The following is a 14409-nucleotide window of genomic DNA, read 5'->3' on the forward strand; positions in this document are numbered from 1 at the left end:
AGACCTTATTTTTGTGTATAAATTAACGCCATATGGTCTGACCTGAATCAATTCAGCAAGCCGCAGTTGATATAATATTGCAGCATAGATGCTTACTCCCTCGCGGAGTTTCTGGCCAACAGAACATTATTTTTGCATTCCTAAGTTCAGAGGTAGTCATGATTAAGAAAATCGGTGTGTTGACAAGTGGCGGTGATGCGCCGGGCATGAACGCAGCAATTCGTGGCGTGGTCCGGGCAGCATTGACTGAAGGTCTGGAAGTGGCGGGTATTTACGATGGTTATCTCGGCCTGTACGAAGACCGCATGATTCAACTCGACCGCTATAGCGTGTCTGACATGATTAACCGTGGCGGTACATTCCTTGGTTCTGCCCGTTTCCCGGAATTCCGTGAAGAACATGTCCGCGCCGTGGCTATTGAGAACATGAAAAAGCGCGGTATTGATGCGCTGGTCGTTATTGGCGGCGACGGTTCCTATATGGGCGCGAAGCGTCTGACAGAAATGGGCTTCCCGTGCATCGGCCTGCCAGGCACTATCGATAACGATGTTGCCGGTACTGACTACACCATCGGCTACTTCACCGCTCTGCATACCGTAGTTGAAGCCATTGACCGTCTGCGTGACACCTCTTCTTCTCACCAGCGTATTTCCATCGTCGAAGTGATGGGCCGTTACTGTGGCGACCTGACGCTGGCGGCGGCCATTGCAGGTGGTTGCGAATTTATCGTTCTGCCGGAAGTTGAGTTCAGCCGTGAAGATCTGGTGGCTGAAATCAAAGCGGGCATCGCGAAAGGTAAAAAACACGCGATCGTCGCCATCACTGAGCACATCTGCGATATTGATGAGCTGGCGAAATACATCGAAGCTGAAACGCAGCGCGAAACCCGTGCGACTGTCCTGGGTCATATTCAGCGCGGCGGTTCCCCGGTTCCTTACGACCGTATCCTTGCTTCCCGTATGGGCGCATACGCTATTGAACTGCTGCTGCAGGGCCACGGTGGTCGTTGTGTTGGCATCCAGAACGAGAAGATGGTCCACCATGACATCATTGATGCTATCGAGAACATGAAGCGCCCGTTCAAAGGCGACTGGCTGGAATGCGCTAAAAAACTGTATTGATTACCCTAAACGCCTTCCTCGAGAGGGCGTTTCTTTGCCTCCTGTTATTTCCTTAAGTTATAGCCAATCTTTTTTTATTCTTTAATCATTGGAGCTCTTTCTGGCAGGCTGAGCACATCAAAATACATAACCTGAGAGAGTGGGCGATGAATAAATGGGGCGTGGGGTTAACCTTGCTGCTGGCATCCGGCAGCGTTCTGGCAAAGGATATTCAGTTATTAAACGTTTCGTACGATCCGACGCGTGAATTGTACGAGCAGTACAACAAAGCGTTCAGCGCTCACTGGAAACAGGAAACGGGCGATAATGTCACGATTCGCCAGTCACATGGCGGCTCAGGTAAACAGGCGACATCGGTTATTAACGGCCTTGACGCCGATGTTGTGACGCTGGCGCTGGCTTATGATGTTGATGCGATTGCCGAGCGTGGCAGTATCGACAAAAACTGGATCAAACGTTTGCCGGATAACTCCGCACCTTATACTTCCACCATCGTTTTCCTGGTGCGTAAAGGCAACCCAAAACAGATTCATGACTGGAATGATTTAATTAAACCTGGCGTGTCGGTGATCACTCCAAACCCGAAAAGCTCTGGCGGTGCGCGCTGGAACTACCTTGCAGCGTGGGGTTATGCTCTGCATCAGAACGGTGGCGATCAGGCTAAAGCTCAGGAGTTCGTAAAAGCGCTGTATAAAAACGTTGAAGTGCTGGACTCCGGCGCGCGCGGTGCTACCAATACCTTTGTAGAACGTGGTATCGGCGATGTGCTGATTGCCTGGGAAAACGAAGCGCTGCTGGCGACGAACGAGTTGGGCAAAGATAAGTTCGAAATCGTAACGCCAGGCGAATCCATCCTTGCGGAGCCAACCGTGTCTGTTGTTGATAAAGTTGTCGAGAAAAAAGGCACGCAGAAAGTGGCGGAAGCTTACCTGAAATATCTCTACTCCCCGGAAGGGCAGGAGATTGCGGCGAAGAACTTCTACCGTCCGCGTGACAAAAACGTGGCGGCAAAATATGCGAACGAATTTCCGAAACTGAAACTGTTCACCATTGACGATGTCTTTGGCGGCTGGGCGAAAGCGCAGAAAGAGCACTTCTCCAACGGCGGCAAGTTCGACGAAATCAGCAAACGCTAATCCTCATCTTCCGGCGGCCCTTAAGAGGGCCGTTTTCGTTTTATCCCGACCGATCTCTGCGCTATGCTTCCTGTTCCTCCCTGTAAGGAGAGATCGATGAAAACAGTGCGCCTGTCTGGCATAGCGTTGTTGATTGTGGTGGCTGTGGCCGCCATAGGTGGTGAATACTGGTGGAACAGCAGCAAACGGGATGTGTTGCGTCATATTGTGCTTGAGCAATGTGTGCCGAATCAGCGCAACAACCATCTACCCGCTCCCTGTGCGCAGGTCAATCCCGACAGTGGATACGTGTTGCTTAAAGACCGCAACGGACCACTACAGTATTTGCTGATGCCAACGTACCGCATCAACGGTATTGAAAGCCCGCTGCTGTTGAAATCACACACACCCAATTTCTTCTGGCAGGCCTGGCAATCGCGCAGCATGTTGGGTAAAACGCGGGGGACGCCGCTGCCGGATAACGCCCTGTCGCTGACGATTAACTCTCGTGTCGGACGGACCCAGAACCATTTCCATATCCATATTTCTTGCCTGCGCGAAGACGTGCGCGTGAAGCTTGATCAGCAAGCCTCGCGTATCAGTAGTCAGTGGCTGGCCTTTCCGGGCGGCATTCTTGGGCATCCTTATCTGGCGCGCCGCGTGACCGAAGCCGAACTGGTACAGCGCAGCCCGTTTTTAATGCTGGCGGAAGAAGTGCCGCAAGCGCGTGAACATATGGGGCGTTATGGCATGGCGATGGTACACCAGGCTGACGGCTCGTTTGTGCTGCTGGCAACTGAGCGTAATCTGCTCGCCTTTAATCGTGGTTCCGCTGAGGAAATACAGGATCATCAGTGTAATATCCTGAAATAGCCCCACCAGATTTGGCGTTTACCAGGCAAGACTGTCGCCGTAGACTTGCCGACAAATTCTACAGGAGACAGGTATGTCGCTCTGGTTTACTCACCCTCTGTTTCTGCCTTCCGTCATCATCGGCCTCACTATCGTGCTGTGGGCTACGTCGTTGCTACCGGAATTCATCACGGCGCTGCTGTTTTTTGCCGCCGCGATGGTGGCGAAGATTGCGCCGCCGGATGTCATTTTCGGCGGTTTTGCCTCTTCTGCTTTCTGGCTGGTATTTAGCGGTTTTGTCCTTGGGGTCGCCATTCGCAAAACGGGGCTGGCTGACCGGGCCGCGCGGGCACTGTCGGCCAGGCTAACCGACTCGTGGTTGCAAATGGTCGCAAGCGTTGTACTACTGAGTTATGCGCTGGCGTTTGTCATGCCGTCGAACATGGGACGTATTGCTCTGCTGATGCCTATTGTGGCCGCGATGGCGGCTCGCGCAGGCATCAACGAAGGGACTCGCTCCTGGTATGGGCTGGCACTGGCGGTGGGGTTTCGCACCTTCCAGTTGTCGGCAACGATTTTGCCCGCCAACGTGCCCAATCTGGTGATGAGCGGGGCGGCGGAAGGATCCTACGGTATTCATCTCAACTATCTGCCGTATTTGCTGCTGCACACGCCGGTGCTGGGCATTCTGAAAGGCCTCATCCTGATTGGTCTCATCTGCTGGCTTTTCCCGGGACAGCCGCATGCGCCAAAAGACCTCACGCCGCCTGAACCCATGAGCCGGGAGGAGAAACGCCTCGCCTGGCTGCTGGCGGTGGTCTTAACGATGTGGGTCACGGAGAGCTGGCACGGCATTGGCCCGGCCTGGACGGGACTGGCGGCGGCCTGTATTACCCTGTTGCCGCGCGTAGGGTTTATCAATGGCGACGAGTTTTCCAGTGGAGTAAATATCCGTACCTGTATTTATGTTGCCGGTATTCTTGGGCTGGCCATTACGGTCACTCAGACGGGTATTGGGGCGGCAGTAGGTAACGCGCTGTTGCACATCATGCCGCTGGATCCGGCGCAGCCGTTTACCAGCTTCCTGGCGCTCACCGGCACGACGACTGCGCTCAACTTCATTATGACAGCTAACGGCGTGCCCGCACTTTTCACCACGCTGGCGCAGAGTTTTTCCGACGCAACGGGCTTCCCGCTGCTGTCAGTGATTATGATTCAGGTACTGGGCTATTCCACACCGCTACTGCCGTATCAGGCGTCACCGATCGTGGTGGCCATGGCGTTAGGTAAAGTGCCTGCCCGGGCGGGGATGTTGTTGTGTATTGCGCTGGCAGTGGCAACGTATCTGGTGTTGCTGCCGCTGGATTATGCGTGGTTTAGTGTGCTGGGGAAATTATAGTTCTGGTGCTGTTTGCCCCTCACACCGGCCTTTGTGAGGGGCAAATAAGTCGATACAACGATGAGGCGAACTACGACAACGCATTGATGACCTTGTGTATTACCGTTCTTAACCAGTTCAGCGGCATATCGTTATCACAACATGTATGCCACAACAGCGAGAGCGCAATTTCCGGCGTCTCAACCGGAACGGGGCTACAGCGTAAACCGTAATGAGAAGTCCAGTCGGCAGCCAGCCCGGAGGGGACGGTCGCTAAAGCAGGTATGCGTTTCAGAAGTGGTGGCAAAGAAGAAAAATGCGGCGTAACGTAACGAACTCTGCGTGATTTCCCCTGTAATGCTAACTGCTCATCGACGGCGCTCCATGTCGAACCACGATATGAAACCAGCACGTGATCGTGTTCTGTATAATCGTTCAGCGTCAGCGGTGCCTGCAGCGAAAGTTGGTCGGGGTGCCAGAACGTACAAAAGTTGAGTGATCGGAGCTTTTCACGCCTTAACGTGGCGGCATTGTTCTGACCAACCGAAATCGCCAGATCTATCTCCCTCTTGAGCACTTGCTCACCATCCCGGAAAGGATCGCTGGCCGTCACCTGCAACGTGATTCCCGGCGCTTCGCGTGTCACGTATGCCTGTAGTTCCGGCATTAGCCAGCGCTCCACCCAGTCGCTCATACCCAGACGAAACACATGATCTGCCGTCGCCGGGTTAAATGATGGCGGTTGAAAAAGAACATATTGCATCTGTTCCATCAGGGGACCGAGTGAAGTAATAAGCGCTTCTGCACGCGGCGTCGGTACCATACCTCCTGCGGTACGAACAAACAGCGGATCGTCAAACATTTCACGTAACCTGGCCAGCGCGTTACTGACTGCCGGTTGTCCCAGATGCAATTTTTCAGCGGTACGTGACACGCTGCCCTCCCGATGCAGGACAAGCAACACCGTCAATAAATTGAGATCGATACGATGAAAATCATTTTCCCTGATAGTGAACATTATATTAATCAATTTGAGTGATACAGGTTTGCTGAGGATACTGCTGGGCACGTTCAAATGACACTGTGATGAGGCAATTCTATGAAAATGATACTGGTGCTGGTTGCGACACTCCTCTTTTCCAGTCAGATTCTGGCCGCCGGGCAGACGAGTGCGCTCGATGAGCAGGCCCCCGGTTACTATCGCATGAAACTGGGCAAATTGCGCATTACCGCCGTATCCGACGGCACGGTGACGGTACCCCTGAATACACTCCTGACTAACATCTCACCGGAAAAATTACGTCAGGGGATGGCCCGCGAGGCAATGACGCCGCAAGCAGAGACGTCGATTAACGCCTATGTCATCGACGATGGCAAAAAACGTGTTTTAGTGGATACCGGCGCCGGTGAGCTATTCGGTAGCCGGGGCGGGCATCTGCTGGAGAATCTTGCAGCAGCAGGCTATCCGGCTGAATCCATTGATGATGTATTGCTGACCCATATTCATGCCGATCACTCCGGGGGGGTATCACGCGCTGGCAAGCCTGCCTTCCCTAACGCTGACGTGTATGTGGACAAACGCGATGTCGATTTCTGGCTTAATCCGGCTAACGTCACTAAGGTGGAGCCAGGTGAGGCGCACACTTTTGCTGAAAGCGAGAAAACGCTTCGTCCGGTTATCAATGCCGGGCGGTTAAAAACATTCCTGGCGCCAGCAACACCCGTGGAGGGTATTCGTGCTGAATCGACTGCGGGGCACACGCCGGGCAGCGTGCTTTATCGCGTGGAAAGTGAAGGTCAGACGCTGGTTTTATGGGGCGATATTATCCATGCCAAAGCAGTACAAATGCCTGATCCGCACGTGGCAATACATTTTGATGTTAACCGCCAGCAGGCCATTGCAACGCGGGAACGTGTACTTAACCAGGCTGCGGACCAGGGATATTGGGTCGCTGCCGCGCATATTTCATTTCCGGGTTTTGGCCACGTGAAGCGCGAGGAGAAAGGGTATCGCTGGGTGGAGAACAATTATACGACCCAGTTAGGGCAATAGCCTGCATACTCTCCTGATGCCCGGCCGGGGGATTAAATGACCTGAGAGCATATCTCTCCCCCTGAGGGGAGAGATAATGTGAACACTGCCCGCCTTAACAGCAAGGAAGTGTTCAGCGGGACAAGCGAATTACGCTTTTGCCGCTTCTGCTGCTTTAACGATCACCGCGAAAGCGTCAGCTTTCAGGGATGCACCGCCAACCAGCGCGCCGTCGATATCCGGCTGGGTGAACAGTTCAGCAGCGTTAGCCGCGTTAACGGAGCCGCCGTACTGAATGATAACCTGCTCAGCCACTTTCGCATCTGCTTTAGCGATGTGGTCACGGATGAATTTGTGAACCGCCTGAGCCTGAGCCGGAGTCGCAGATTTGCCAGTACCGATTGCCCAAACCGGTTCGTAAGCGATGACCGCACCTTCGAATGCCGCAGCGCCCTGAGTTTTCAGAACCGCGTCGATCTGACGTGCGCACACTTCTTCGGTTTTGCCCGCTTCGTTTTCTGCTTCGGTTTCACCAATGCACAGAACCGGAATCAGACCTTGTTCTTTCAGAACGGCGAATTTTTTAGCAATCAGTTCGTCAGATTCTGCGTGGTAAGTACGACGCTCGGAGTGGCCGATAATGATGTACTGCGCGCCGATATCTTTCAGCATTTCAGCGGAGGTTTCGCCGGTGAATGCGCCAGAAAGGTTAACGTCGACGTTCTGAGCGCCCAGAATAATGTGGCTGCCTGCAGCGGCTTGCTTAGCCAGATCCAGGTACATGGCCGGCGGAGCGATAGCAACGCCACAACCTGTAACGCCAGCCAGCTCTTTACGCAGGTTAGCTACCAGTTCGTTTACCATGTGGCGGCTGCCGTTCAGTTTCCAGTTACCCATCACTAAAGGATGTCGCATTTGAATTCTCCACGCTATAAGAGCGAATTTAAGTAAGATGTCTACCCGTCAGGGTAGTTTGGTCTGTGAGACAGTATAGAGATTCGTCGCCGGAAAGGCTTTGCTTTTTGTCATTTATTGTCGCCTTCGAGGCTTTCAGATAGCGCCAGCTTAATCGGTTCAACAGCGAAGGTCAGCCCCTTTTCGCCGTCATCTGCTACAACATAACGGATCGCTCCTTCCGTTTCGGCATACCAGAGCTTGTTTTTGCCGTTGTTCAGTAATTTTTGCAGCTTTTGCAGGCTTTGCGCTTTGGTCAGCGTTGGCGAAAACGCGCGAATCAATGCCGCCATATACTCCTGAGCTTTGGCTTTTGCCGCTTTTTGCTCGGGCCCGCGAACCGGTAGCCAGGTCATCTGCATCGATTTAATTTTCAACGTGCCGCGTTCCAGCGCCGTGGAGGCGTACAGGTTATCGTTAATTTTGGTCGCTGCGCGGGTCAGACGTTCGGTATCACTACGCGAATCGACAGCGCGAAATTCGTTGAGCTGCAGGTCGGGGTTATCTTCATTAAATTTTTCCCTGAACTGGCTGATGGATTGCTCGAATGTGGGGGCGCCCGGCAGCAGATACGGGGCCGCCGCAGCAGGTGGCGTATCCTCTGCGATGGCATAATGGTTGATGAAAAGCATCGTAAACAGGAGCCACCAGGTTTTCATTAACATCGTCCTCACTTCACTTTGTTCACGATTAAAACGATAACAGTCTGGCTTGTCAAAAACTCACGCGACCAGGGTAAACTACGCAGCACTACAATTAAAGGAACCTTACATGGGTATTCAGCAGTGGTTGTTCTCATTTAAAGGCCGCATTGGTCGTCGTGATTTCTGGATCTGGACCATCATCTGGGTGCTGGCGATGGCGGTGTTGTTTTACGCAGTCAGTTTTGAATTTCTGGCCAGCCAGAATGCCGCGTTTATGCTGGTTTGCCTGCTCTGGCCAACCGCGTGTGTGATTGTGAAACGGCTGCATGACCGTAATAAGTCTGGCAGTTGGTCGTTGTTATTTATTCTTGCCTGGATGCTGCTGGCTGGGCACTGGGAGATACTGGGCGGTACGTGGCAATGGATTGTTGGCCGCTTCGTGCCAGTGCTGATTATGGTGACGATGCTCATCGATCTGGGTGCGTTTATCGGCACCCAGGGCGAGAATAAATTTGGCAAGGATACGCTTGAAGTACAGTTCCGCTGATCACCAGTAGTGTTCAGCGGTGATATGGCCCGGACGGCGGCGCAGATGTTTCGCCATCTGCCGGGTCTCTTTGAGTAACTGCTGTGTATCGCGCACCATCTGCGGGTTGCCGCAGAGCATCACGTGGCTGGTTTCGGTATTCATGGGCAATCCCACCGCTTCTTCCAGGGCGCCGTTCTCAATTAGCGCAGGTACACGCCCTGTGAGCGATCCGGGCACAGTTTCCCGGCTGACTACCGTTTGAATCCGCAATTTACCCTCATAGCGTTTCTGCAGTTCAAGCATCAGCGGCAAATAGCTTAAATCTGCGGCGTAACGCACCGCATGTACCAGCACCAGGTTATTAAAGCGATCCAGGTCCTTACCTTCCTGCAGGATCGACAAATAAGGCCCGATCGCAGTCCCGGTCGCCAGCATCCACAGCGTGTCGCAGTCTGGCACCTCTTCGAGAACAAAGAACCCTGCCGCCTCGCTGACGATAAGCACCTCATCGCCTGGCGTCAGTGCGGCCAGACGCGGACTGAGTTTACCCTCGGGGACGGTGACAAGATAAAACTCCAGATCGGGGTTGCCCGGCGCATTGACGTAGGAGTAGGCACGCTGTACCCGCTCACCGTCGATTTCGAGGCCCAGCTTGGCAAATTGTCCGGCGGTGAAGGGATGAACGGGGGCATGAACGGTCAGGCTGAACAACGCGTCGGTCCAGAACTCGACTTTTACAACTTTTCCTGTAACCCAGTCGGCCATGATTTTCTCCTGTTCAGAATCATTGCTTTATCTTCGTCGTGAATGGGAAGGATTTCCAGCCCCGGTCAGGAAGGAAGGCTCTATTGATCAAATAATTTACAGGCTAATGCAGCTGCATTTAATGTATCGCTAACGGTGCGAAGAAGGAAAATTTGATGAAGAGATGGGGATGGCTTTTGGCCGTTACGGCATGTTTTACGTCAGTCCATGCGGCAGAACCGACACTGAACTGGGATGCCATGATTCATCTGGATGCGGAGGATCTGGCGGAGGAAGGGATCGCGGAACACTACGTTCAGGATGTTCTGCCGACATTACGCCAGTACGTTGCGCAGCCGCTGGAGGTCAGTGAACAGCTTGATAACAACGCCGCCATTTACAACGTCTCAGCCGGTGGTCAACAGTACGCTATCTCCTCTCCACAAATAAGCGAAGCGGATTCGTGGGGAAGAGCGACGTGGGCATTTTTTGATATCGTGAATCGCCAGCTTAGCGCAAGCGATTACCGTTTTTATGCTTTCTACAATGGCAATGACCTTTGCGGAATGTTTTTGACCAGACAAGCTTATCAACATTATGTTGATGGATTAAGCCGGATGTCCAGAAATACGGAGATACCTTATATCCCTACAGCGCAAGCGCCGTGGTATGGGCAACCGCATTAAATCCGCTCTTCCTTGAGCGTACTGCTTACAGAATGTGCGTCTGCACGTCCGGGTCTTTGCGATCCAGATAGTGGATAGACTGGATGCGGCGAATGGTGCGCGATTTTCCGCGAATCAGCAGGGTTTCGGTGGTAGCGATATTGCCTTTGCGGCTAATGCCGTCCAGCAGGTCGCCTTTGGTAATCCCGGTTGCTGAGAAAATCACGTTGTCGCTACGTGCCATCTCATCCAGTCGCAGTACTTTATCGGCTTCAATGCCCATCGCCTGGCAGCGAGCCAGCTCGATTTCCCCAATACGACGGTTCTCTTCGCTGTCGCCTTTTACGTGATGACGTGCCAGCAAGCGGCCATTCATATCGCCATCGAGCGCGCGGATAACGGCGGCTGAAACGACACCTTCCGGCGCGCCACCAATACCATAAAGGACATCGACTTCACTGTCCGGCATGCAGGTCAGAATGGAGGCTGCAACGTCGCCATCAGGAATGGCGAAAACGCGCACGCCAAGCTTCTGCATTTCAGCGATGGTGGCGTCGTGGCGAGGTTTGGCCAGAATCGTTACCGTCAGCTCACTGAGCGGTTTACCGAGCGCATTAGCCACATTTCGCAGATTATCGGCAAGCGGCAGGTTGAGGTCGATAGTGCCTTTTGCGCCAGGGCCGACAATCAATTTTTCCATGTACATATCCGGCGCATTGAGGAAGCAGCCTTGATCACCCACCGCCAGTACTGCCAGGGCATTAGCCTGTCCCATGGCGGTCATGCGGGTGCCTTCAATCGGGTCAACGGCGATATCCACCGCATCGCCTTTACCGGTACCGACTTTTTCACCGATATAGAGCATTGGGGCTTCGTCGATTTCCCCTTCGCCAATCACAATGGTGCCGTCGATATTGACCTGGTTAAGCATGATGCGCATGGCGTGAACGGCAGCACCGTCGGCGGTATTTTTGTCGCCGCGACCCAGCCACTTATAGCCAGCCAGCGCCGCTGCTTCGGTCACGCGGGAAAATTCAATGGCAAGTTCTCGTCTCATAGCAAACTCGTGAAGTGAAAGAAATTGCGCGAAGTTTAACACAGAGAGCAGGCATGGGGGCGGTCTGGCGCCTCGTCATGGATCTCTCCCCAAAGTGGCGAGGAGACGAGCCGGACAGTTTTTTTCGACGCAGAGGATGAGCGTGCGGGGCAGGTTTTCACCCTCTCCCCGGCGGGGAGAGGGTAGGGGGAGATTACTTGTCGTGTTCTTCCCATGCCAGGGCGCGTTTCACCGCTTTTTTCCAGCCGTCATAACGGTAATTACGTTCGGTGGTTTCGATTCCCGGACGGAATTCGCGCTCAATGATCGCTTTTTCCTGTAGCTCGTCCAGGTTTTGCCAGAAGCCCACCGCCAGGCCAGCCAGGTAAGCTGCGCCCAGAGCTGTCACTTCACGCACTTCCGGACGCTCAACACGAGTACCCAGAATGTCGGACTGGAATTGCATCAGGAAGTTGTTGGCAACCGCACCGCCGTCCACGCGCAGGGCGTGCAGACGAATGCCGGAGTCAGCCTGCATCGCTTCCAGTACATCACGCGTCTGATAAGCAATGGATTCCAGCGTTGCACGAATAATATGGTTCGCGTTAACGCCACGAGTCAGGCCGAAGATCGCACCACGTGCATACGGGTCCCAGTACGGTGCGCCAAGGCCGGTAAAGGCAGGCACTACGTATACGCCGTTGGTGTCTTTCACTTTGGTGGCGAAATATTCTGAGTCAAATGCATCGCTGATCAGTTTCATCTCATCGCGCAGCCACTGAATGGACGCACCTGCCATGAACACTGCACCTTCCAGCGCGTAATTCACTTCGCCACTCGGTCCGCATGCGATGGTCGTCAGCAGACCATTTTCTGATTTCACCGCTTTCTCGCCGGTGTTCATCAGCATAAAGCAGCCGGTGCCGTAGGTATTCTTCGCCATCCCTTCTTTGACGCACAGCTGGCCGAACAGTGCTGCCTGTTGGTCACCAGCGATCCCGGCGATAGGAATACGTGTACCGCCTTTACCACCAATGTTGGTCTGGCCATACACTTCGGATGATTTACGCACTTCGGGCAGCATGGCGCGTGGGATATCCAGCGCATCCAGCATTTTGTCATCCCAGTCCAGATCATGGATGTTGAACAGCATCGTACGGGAGGCGTTGGTATAGTCAGTAACGTGTACGCGGCCCTGGGTCATTTTCCAGATAAGCCAGGTGTCGACGGTACCGAACAGCAGCTCGCCACGCTTCGCACGTTCGCGAGAACCTTCAACATGATCGAGAATCCATTTCACTTTGGTGCCGGAAAAGTACGGGTCAACCACCAGGCCTGTTGCGTTGCGCACGTACTCTTCCATGCCATCACGTTTGAGCTGCTCGCAGATTTCTGAGGTACGGCGGCACTGCCAGACAATAGCGTTATAGATAGGCTTACCGGTTTCGCGCTCCCAGACTATGGTCGTTTCGCGTTGGTTGGTGATACCAATCGCGGCGATTTCATCTGAGTTGATATCCGCTTTAGCCAGCACCTCTACCAGCGTGGAGCTTTGCGTTGCCCAGATTTCCATTGGGTCATGCTCAACCCAGCCTGGCTTAGGATAGATTTGTTCGAATTCGCGCTGCGAAACGCTGATGATGTTGGCGTCATGATCCATTACGACGGCGCGGGAGCTGGTGGTACCCTGGTCCAGCGCAACGATATATTTCTTTTCAGTCATGATTTATGTCCCGTAGTCACATTACAGCGGAGCTTTTTGTTGTGAAGTCGTGGTGGCGTCTTTTTCATCTTCCACAGCACAAACGTCACACGGTAAGTTGCGGCCAATCAGTTTACGATAACCGAAGGCACCCAGTGATGCGCCGACAATAGGCCCAAACAGCGGTACGAGGAAGTAAGGAATATCTTTCCCACCGGTGAAGGCGACATTGCCCCAGCCTGCCAGCCAGGCGAACGCTTTCGGGCCGATATCGCGAGCTGGGTTCATCGCAAACCCGGTCAGCGGGCCCATAGAGGCACCAATAACAGCAATCAGCAGGCCAATCAGCAGCGGTGCCAGCGGGCCACGCGGGATCCCGTTGCCATCGTCACCCAGCGCCATAATGACGCCCATCAGAACCGCAGTAATCACCATTTCAACAGCAAAGGCCTGGAAGAAATTGATGTGCGGATTAGGGTAAGTTGAGAAAATGCCTGCCAGATCGAGACTTTCGACGCTGCCACGCACCATATGGTGAGTTTGTTCGAAATCGAAGAAAAGATTGTAATAAAGCCCGTAAACAAGTGCAGCCGCGCAGAATGCGCCAGCAAATTGAGAAGCAATAAAGGGGACAACTTTGCGCCCGTCGAAGCAGGCAAACAGCCACAATGCAATGGTCACAGCCGGATTAAGATGTGCGCCGGAAACCCCTGCGGTCAGGTAAATGGCCATCGCCACGCCCAGACCCCAAATGATACTGATTTCCCACTGTCCGAAGCTGGCACCTGCTACTTTAAGTGCCGCAACGCAGCCCACACCGAAGAAAATCAACAACCCGGTACCGAGAAACTCGGCGATGCACTGACCTTTTAAGGTTGAGGTTTGACTCATAATCGGATCCTGCAAAGAGTTTAATGGTTATAGTTTGCATGGAGGAAGAAGACTCCACGATGCCGTGTAGACATACTGTTAATTTATCGTTAACGAGCAAAAACGAGAAATATCGAAATCAAAATGTGTGTACTGCGTCAATAAAATGAGCGTTTTCGCGCAATGAGGTGCGTTTGCGAAGGGTGGCGAAGTGTGAGCTGAATCATTTTTGTAACCCGCAATTTAACAATTTATTGAAACGGACTGCAATTGCTCCAGGTTTAGACTGAAAAGTGTTGCAAAGCGCGATCTGCGCGGGTTGTCGCTGGACAGAGGCTAAAGGGCTTCATACAATCGGGTACCAAGACCGTGCGCTAAATACATTAAGGCGTCGCCGTTCACGGAACGCGGATTTACCCGAGTGGTATATACCCATCAACGCCTTGCAATTCAGGAGAGGTATGACGATGTCATTAGAAGTATTCGAGAAGCTGGAAGCGAAAGTACAGCAGGCGATTGATACCATCACGCTGCTGCAGATGGAAATCGAAGAGCTGAAAGAGAAGAACAACACTCTGTCTCAGGAAGTACAGTCCGCACAGCATGATCGCGAAGAACTGGCGCGTGAAAACAACCAGTTGAAAGAACAGCAGCATGGCTGGCAGGAGCGTCTGCAGGCACTGCTGGGCCGTATGGAAGAAGTCTGATTACGCTTCATCTTTCGTGCCGTAGTGGCGTTAGCTGCGCTCACTCATTCCAGTCACATA

Annotated in this window: 15 protein-coding genes; 8 read left to right on the plus strand and 7 right to left on the minus strand. The window is 53.3% G+C overall.

Features of this window, described 5'->3' with window-relative positions; all coding sequences use genetic code 11:
• Positions 1-158: 158 nt before the first annotated feature.
• From pfkA to AAIG39_RS18685, 4 genes are all read left to right on the plus strand, one after another.
• Entirely contained in the window at positions 159-1121 is a 963-nt protein-coding gene (gene pfkA / locus AAIG39_RS18670) for a 6-phosphofructokinase (RefSeq protein ID WP_047372368.1), read from the plus strand.
• Between the two features lie 146 nt (positions 1122-1267).
• Positions 1268-2257 carry a sulfate ABC transporter substrate-binding protein gene (locus AAIG39_RS18675; RefSeq protein ID WP_090087703.1) on the plus strand — a complete coding sequence of 330 codons (990 nt, stop codon included), beginning with the start codon at positions 1268-1270 and terminating at the stop codon, positions 2255-2257.
• 96 nt (positions 2258-2353) lie between these two features.
• Positions 2354-3109 (plus strand): CDP-diacylglycerol diphosphatase, encoded by a 756-nt coding sequence (locus AAIG39_RS18680; protein WP_343194475.1) that lies wholly within the window; start codon positions 2354-2356, stop codon positions 3107-3109.
• A 73-nt stretch (positions 3110-3182) separates the two neighbouring features.
• The gene (locus tag AAIG39_RS18685; RefSeq protein WP_343194476.1) at positions 3183-4487 is read left to right on the plus strand and encodes an SLC13 family permease; all 1305 of its coding nucleotides are present in this window, start codon (positions 3183-3185) and stop codon (positions 4485-4487) included.
• A gap of 70 nt (positions 4488-4557) precedes the next feature.
• Here AAIG39_RS18685 and AAIG39_RS18690 read toward each other — a convergent pair whose 3' ends face one another.
• Positions 4558-5484 carry a LysR family transcriptional regulator gene (locus AAIG39_RS18690; RefSeq protein WP_343194477.1) on the minus strand — a complete coding sequence of 309 codons (927 nt, stop codon included), beginning with the start codon at positions 5482-5484 and terminating at the stop codon, positions 4558-4560.
• 81 nt (positions 5485-5565) lie between these two features.
• On the opposite strand from AAIG39_RS18690, the gene AAIG39_RS18695 reads away from it, so the two are divergent.
• Entirely contained in the window at positions 5566-6519 is a 954-nt protein-coding gene (locus AAIG39_RS18695; RefSeq protein ID WP_343194478.1) for an MBL fold metallo-hydrolase, read from the plus strand.
• A 129-nt stretch (positions 6520-6648) separates the two neighbouring features.
• Here AAIG39_RS18695 and tpiA read toward each other — a convergent pair whose 3' ends face one another.
• Both tpiA and AAIG39_RS18705 read right to left on the minus strand, forming a co-directional pair.
• The gene (gene tpiA, locus AAIG39_RS18700) at positions 6649-7413 is read right to left on the minus strand and encodes a triose-phosphate isomerase (RefSeq protein ID WP_039077308.1); all 765 of its coding nucleotides are present in this window, start codon (positions 7411-7413) and stop codon (positions 6649-6651) included.
• Between the two features lie 110 nt (positions 7414-7523).
• Positions 7524-8084, minus strand: coding sequence for a DUF1454 family protein (locus AAIG39_RS18705; protein WP_249569750.1), 561 nt, complete (start codon positions 8082-8084; stop codon positions 7524-7526).
• A gap of 139 nt (positions 8085-8223) precedes the next feature.
• On the opposite strand from AAIG39_RS18705, the gene AAIG39_RS18710 reads away from it, so the two are divergent.
• On the plus strand, positions 8224-8643 hold the full coding sequence (locus tag AAIG39_RS18710; RefSeq protein WP_090087720.1) for a DUF805 domain-containing protein: 420 nt from the start codon (positions 8224-8226) through the stop codon (positions 8641-8643).
• Here AAIG39_RS18710 and fpr read toward each other — a convergent pair whose 3' ends face one another.
• Entirely contained in the window at positions 8644-9390 is a 747-nt protein-coding gene (fpr, locus tag AAIG39_RS18715) for a ferredoxin--NADP(+) reductase (protein ID WP_249569725.1), read from the minus strand.
• Positions 9391-9545: 155 nt separating this feature from the next.
• Here fpr and AAIG39_RS18720 point away from each other — a divergent pair, with 155 nt between their 5' ends.
• On the plus strand, positions 9546-10055 hold the full coding sequence (locus AAIG39_RS18720) for a hypothetical protein (protein ID WP_343194479.1): 510 nt from the start codon (positions 9546-9548) through the stop codon (positions 10053-10055).
• Between the two features lie 25 nt (positions 10056-10080).
• Here AAIG39_RS18720 and glpX read toward each other — a convergent pair whose 3' ends face one another.
• From glpX to AAIG39_RS18735, 3 genes are all read right to left on the minus strand, one after another.
• Positions 10081-11091: a class II fructose-bisphosphatase gene (gene glpX / locus AAIG39_RS18725; protein WP_090087728.1), complete on the minus strand. Its 1011-nt coding sequence runs from the start codon at positions 11089-11091 to the stop codon at positions 10081-10083.
• Positions 11092-11284: 193 nt separating this feature from the next.
• Positions 11285-12793: a glycerol kinase GlpK gene (glpK, locus tag AAIG39_RS18730; protein WP_090087731.1), complete on the minus strand. Its 1509-nt coding sequence runs from the start codon at positions 12791-12793 to the stop codon at positions 11285-11287.
• 21 nt (positions 12794-12814) lie between these two features.
• On the minus strand, positions 12815-13663 hold the full coding sequence (locus AAIG39_RS18735) for an MIP/aquaporin family protein (protein WP_090087734.1): 849 nt from the start codon (positions 13661-13663) through the stop codon (positions 12815-12817).
• A 440-nt stretch (positions 13664-14103) separates the two neighbouring features.
• Between AAIG39_RS18735 and zapB the strand changes: the two genes are divergently transcribed.
• Positions 14104-14349 (plus strand): septal ring assembly protein ZapB, encoded by a 246-nt coding sequence (zapB, locus tag AAIG39_RS18740; RefSeq protein WP_090087736.1) that lies wholly within the window; start codon positions 14104-14106, stop codon positions 14347-14349.
• Positions 14350-14409: the final 60 nt, after the last annotated feature.

This window comes from Phytobacter palmae (assembly GCF_039409775.1).
In the GTDB taxonomy this organism is placed as follows: domain Bacteria; phylum Pseudomonadota; class Gammaproteobacteria; order Enterobacterales; family Enterobacteriaceae; genus Phytobacter; species Phytobacter palmae.

Bases quoted from the DNA above. Each gene is read 5' to 3' on its own strand.
- AAIG39_RS18685 (WP_343194476.1), top strand. From the start codon at position 3,183: ATGTCGCTCTGGTTTACTCACCCTCTGTTTCTGCCTTCCGTCATCATC.
- fpr (WP_249569725.1), bottom strand. From the start codon at position 9,390: ATGGCCGACTGGGTTACAGGAAAAGTTGTAAAAGTCGAGTTCTGGACC.
- zapB (WP_090087736.1), top strand. From the start codon at position 14,104: ATGACGATGTCATTAGAAGTATTCGAGAAGCTGGAAGCGAAAGTACAG.
- AAIG39_RS18675 (WP_090087703.1), top strand. From the start codon at position 1,268: ATGAATAAATGGGGCGTGGGGTTAACCTTGCTGCTGGCATCCGGCAGC.
- glpK (WP_090087731.1), bottom strand. From the start codon at position 12,793: ATGACTGAAAAGAAATATATCGTTGCGCTGGACCAGGGTACCACCAGC.
- AAIG39_RS18710 (WP_090087720.1), top strand. From the start codon at position 8,224: ATGGGTATTCAGCAGTGGTTGTTCTCATTTAAAGGCCGCATTGGTCGT.
- AAIG39_RS18690 (WP_343194477.1), bottom strand. From the start codon at position 5,484: ATGTTCACTATCAGGGAAAATGATTTTCATCGTATCGATCTCAATTTA.
- glpX (WP_090087728.1), bottom strand. From the start codon at position 11,091: ATGAGACGAGAACTTGCCATTGAATTTTCCCGCGTGACCGAAGCAGCG.
- AAIG39_RS18705 (WP_249569750.1), bottom strand. From the start codon at position 8,084: ATGCTTTTCATCAACCATTATGCCATCGCAGAGGATACGCCACCTGCT.
- tpiA (WP_039077308.1), bottom strand. From the start codon at position 7,413: ATGCGACATCCTTTAGTGATGGGTAACTGGAAACTGAACGGCAGCCGC.
- AAIG39_RS18680 (WP_343194475.1), top strand. From the start codon at position 2,354: ATGAAAACAGTGCGCCTGTCTGGCATAGCGTTGTTGATTGTGGTGGCT.
- AAIG39_RS18695 (WP_343194478.1), top strand. From the start codon at position 5,566: ATGAAAATGATACTGGTGCTGGTTGCGACACTCCTCTTTTCCAGTCAG.
- pfkA (WP_047372368.1), top strand. From the start codon at position 159: ATGATTAAGAAAATCGGTGTGTTGACAAGTGGCGGTGATGCGCCGGGC.
- AAIG39_RS18720 (WP_343194479.1), top strand. From the start codon at position 9,546: ATGAAGAGATGGGGATGGCTTTTGGCCGTTACGGCATGTTTTACGTCA.
- AAIG39_RS18735 (WP_090087734.1), bottom strand. From the start codon at position 13,663: ATGAGTCAAACCTCAACCTTAAAAGGTCAGTGCATCGCCGAGTTTCTC.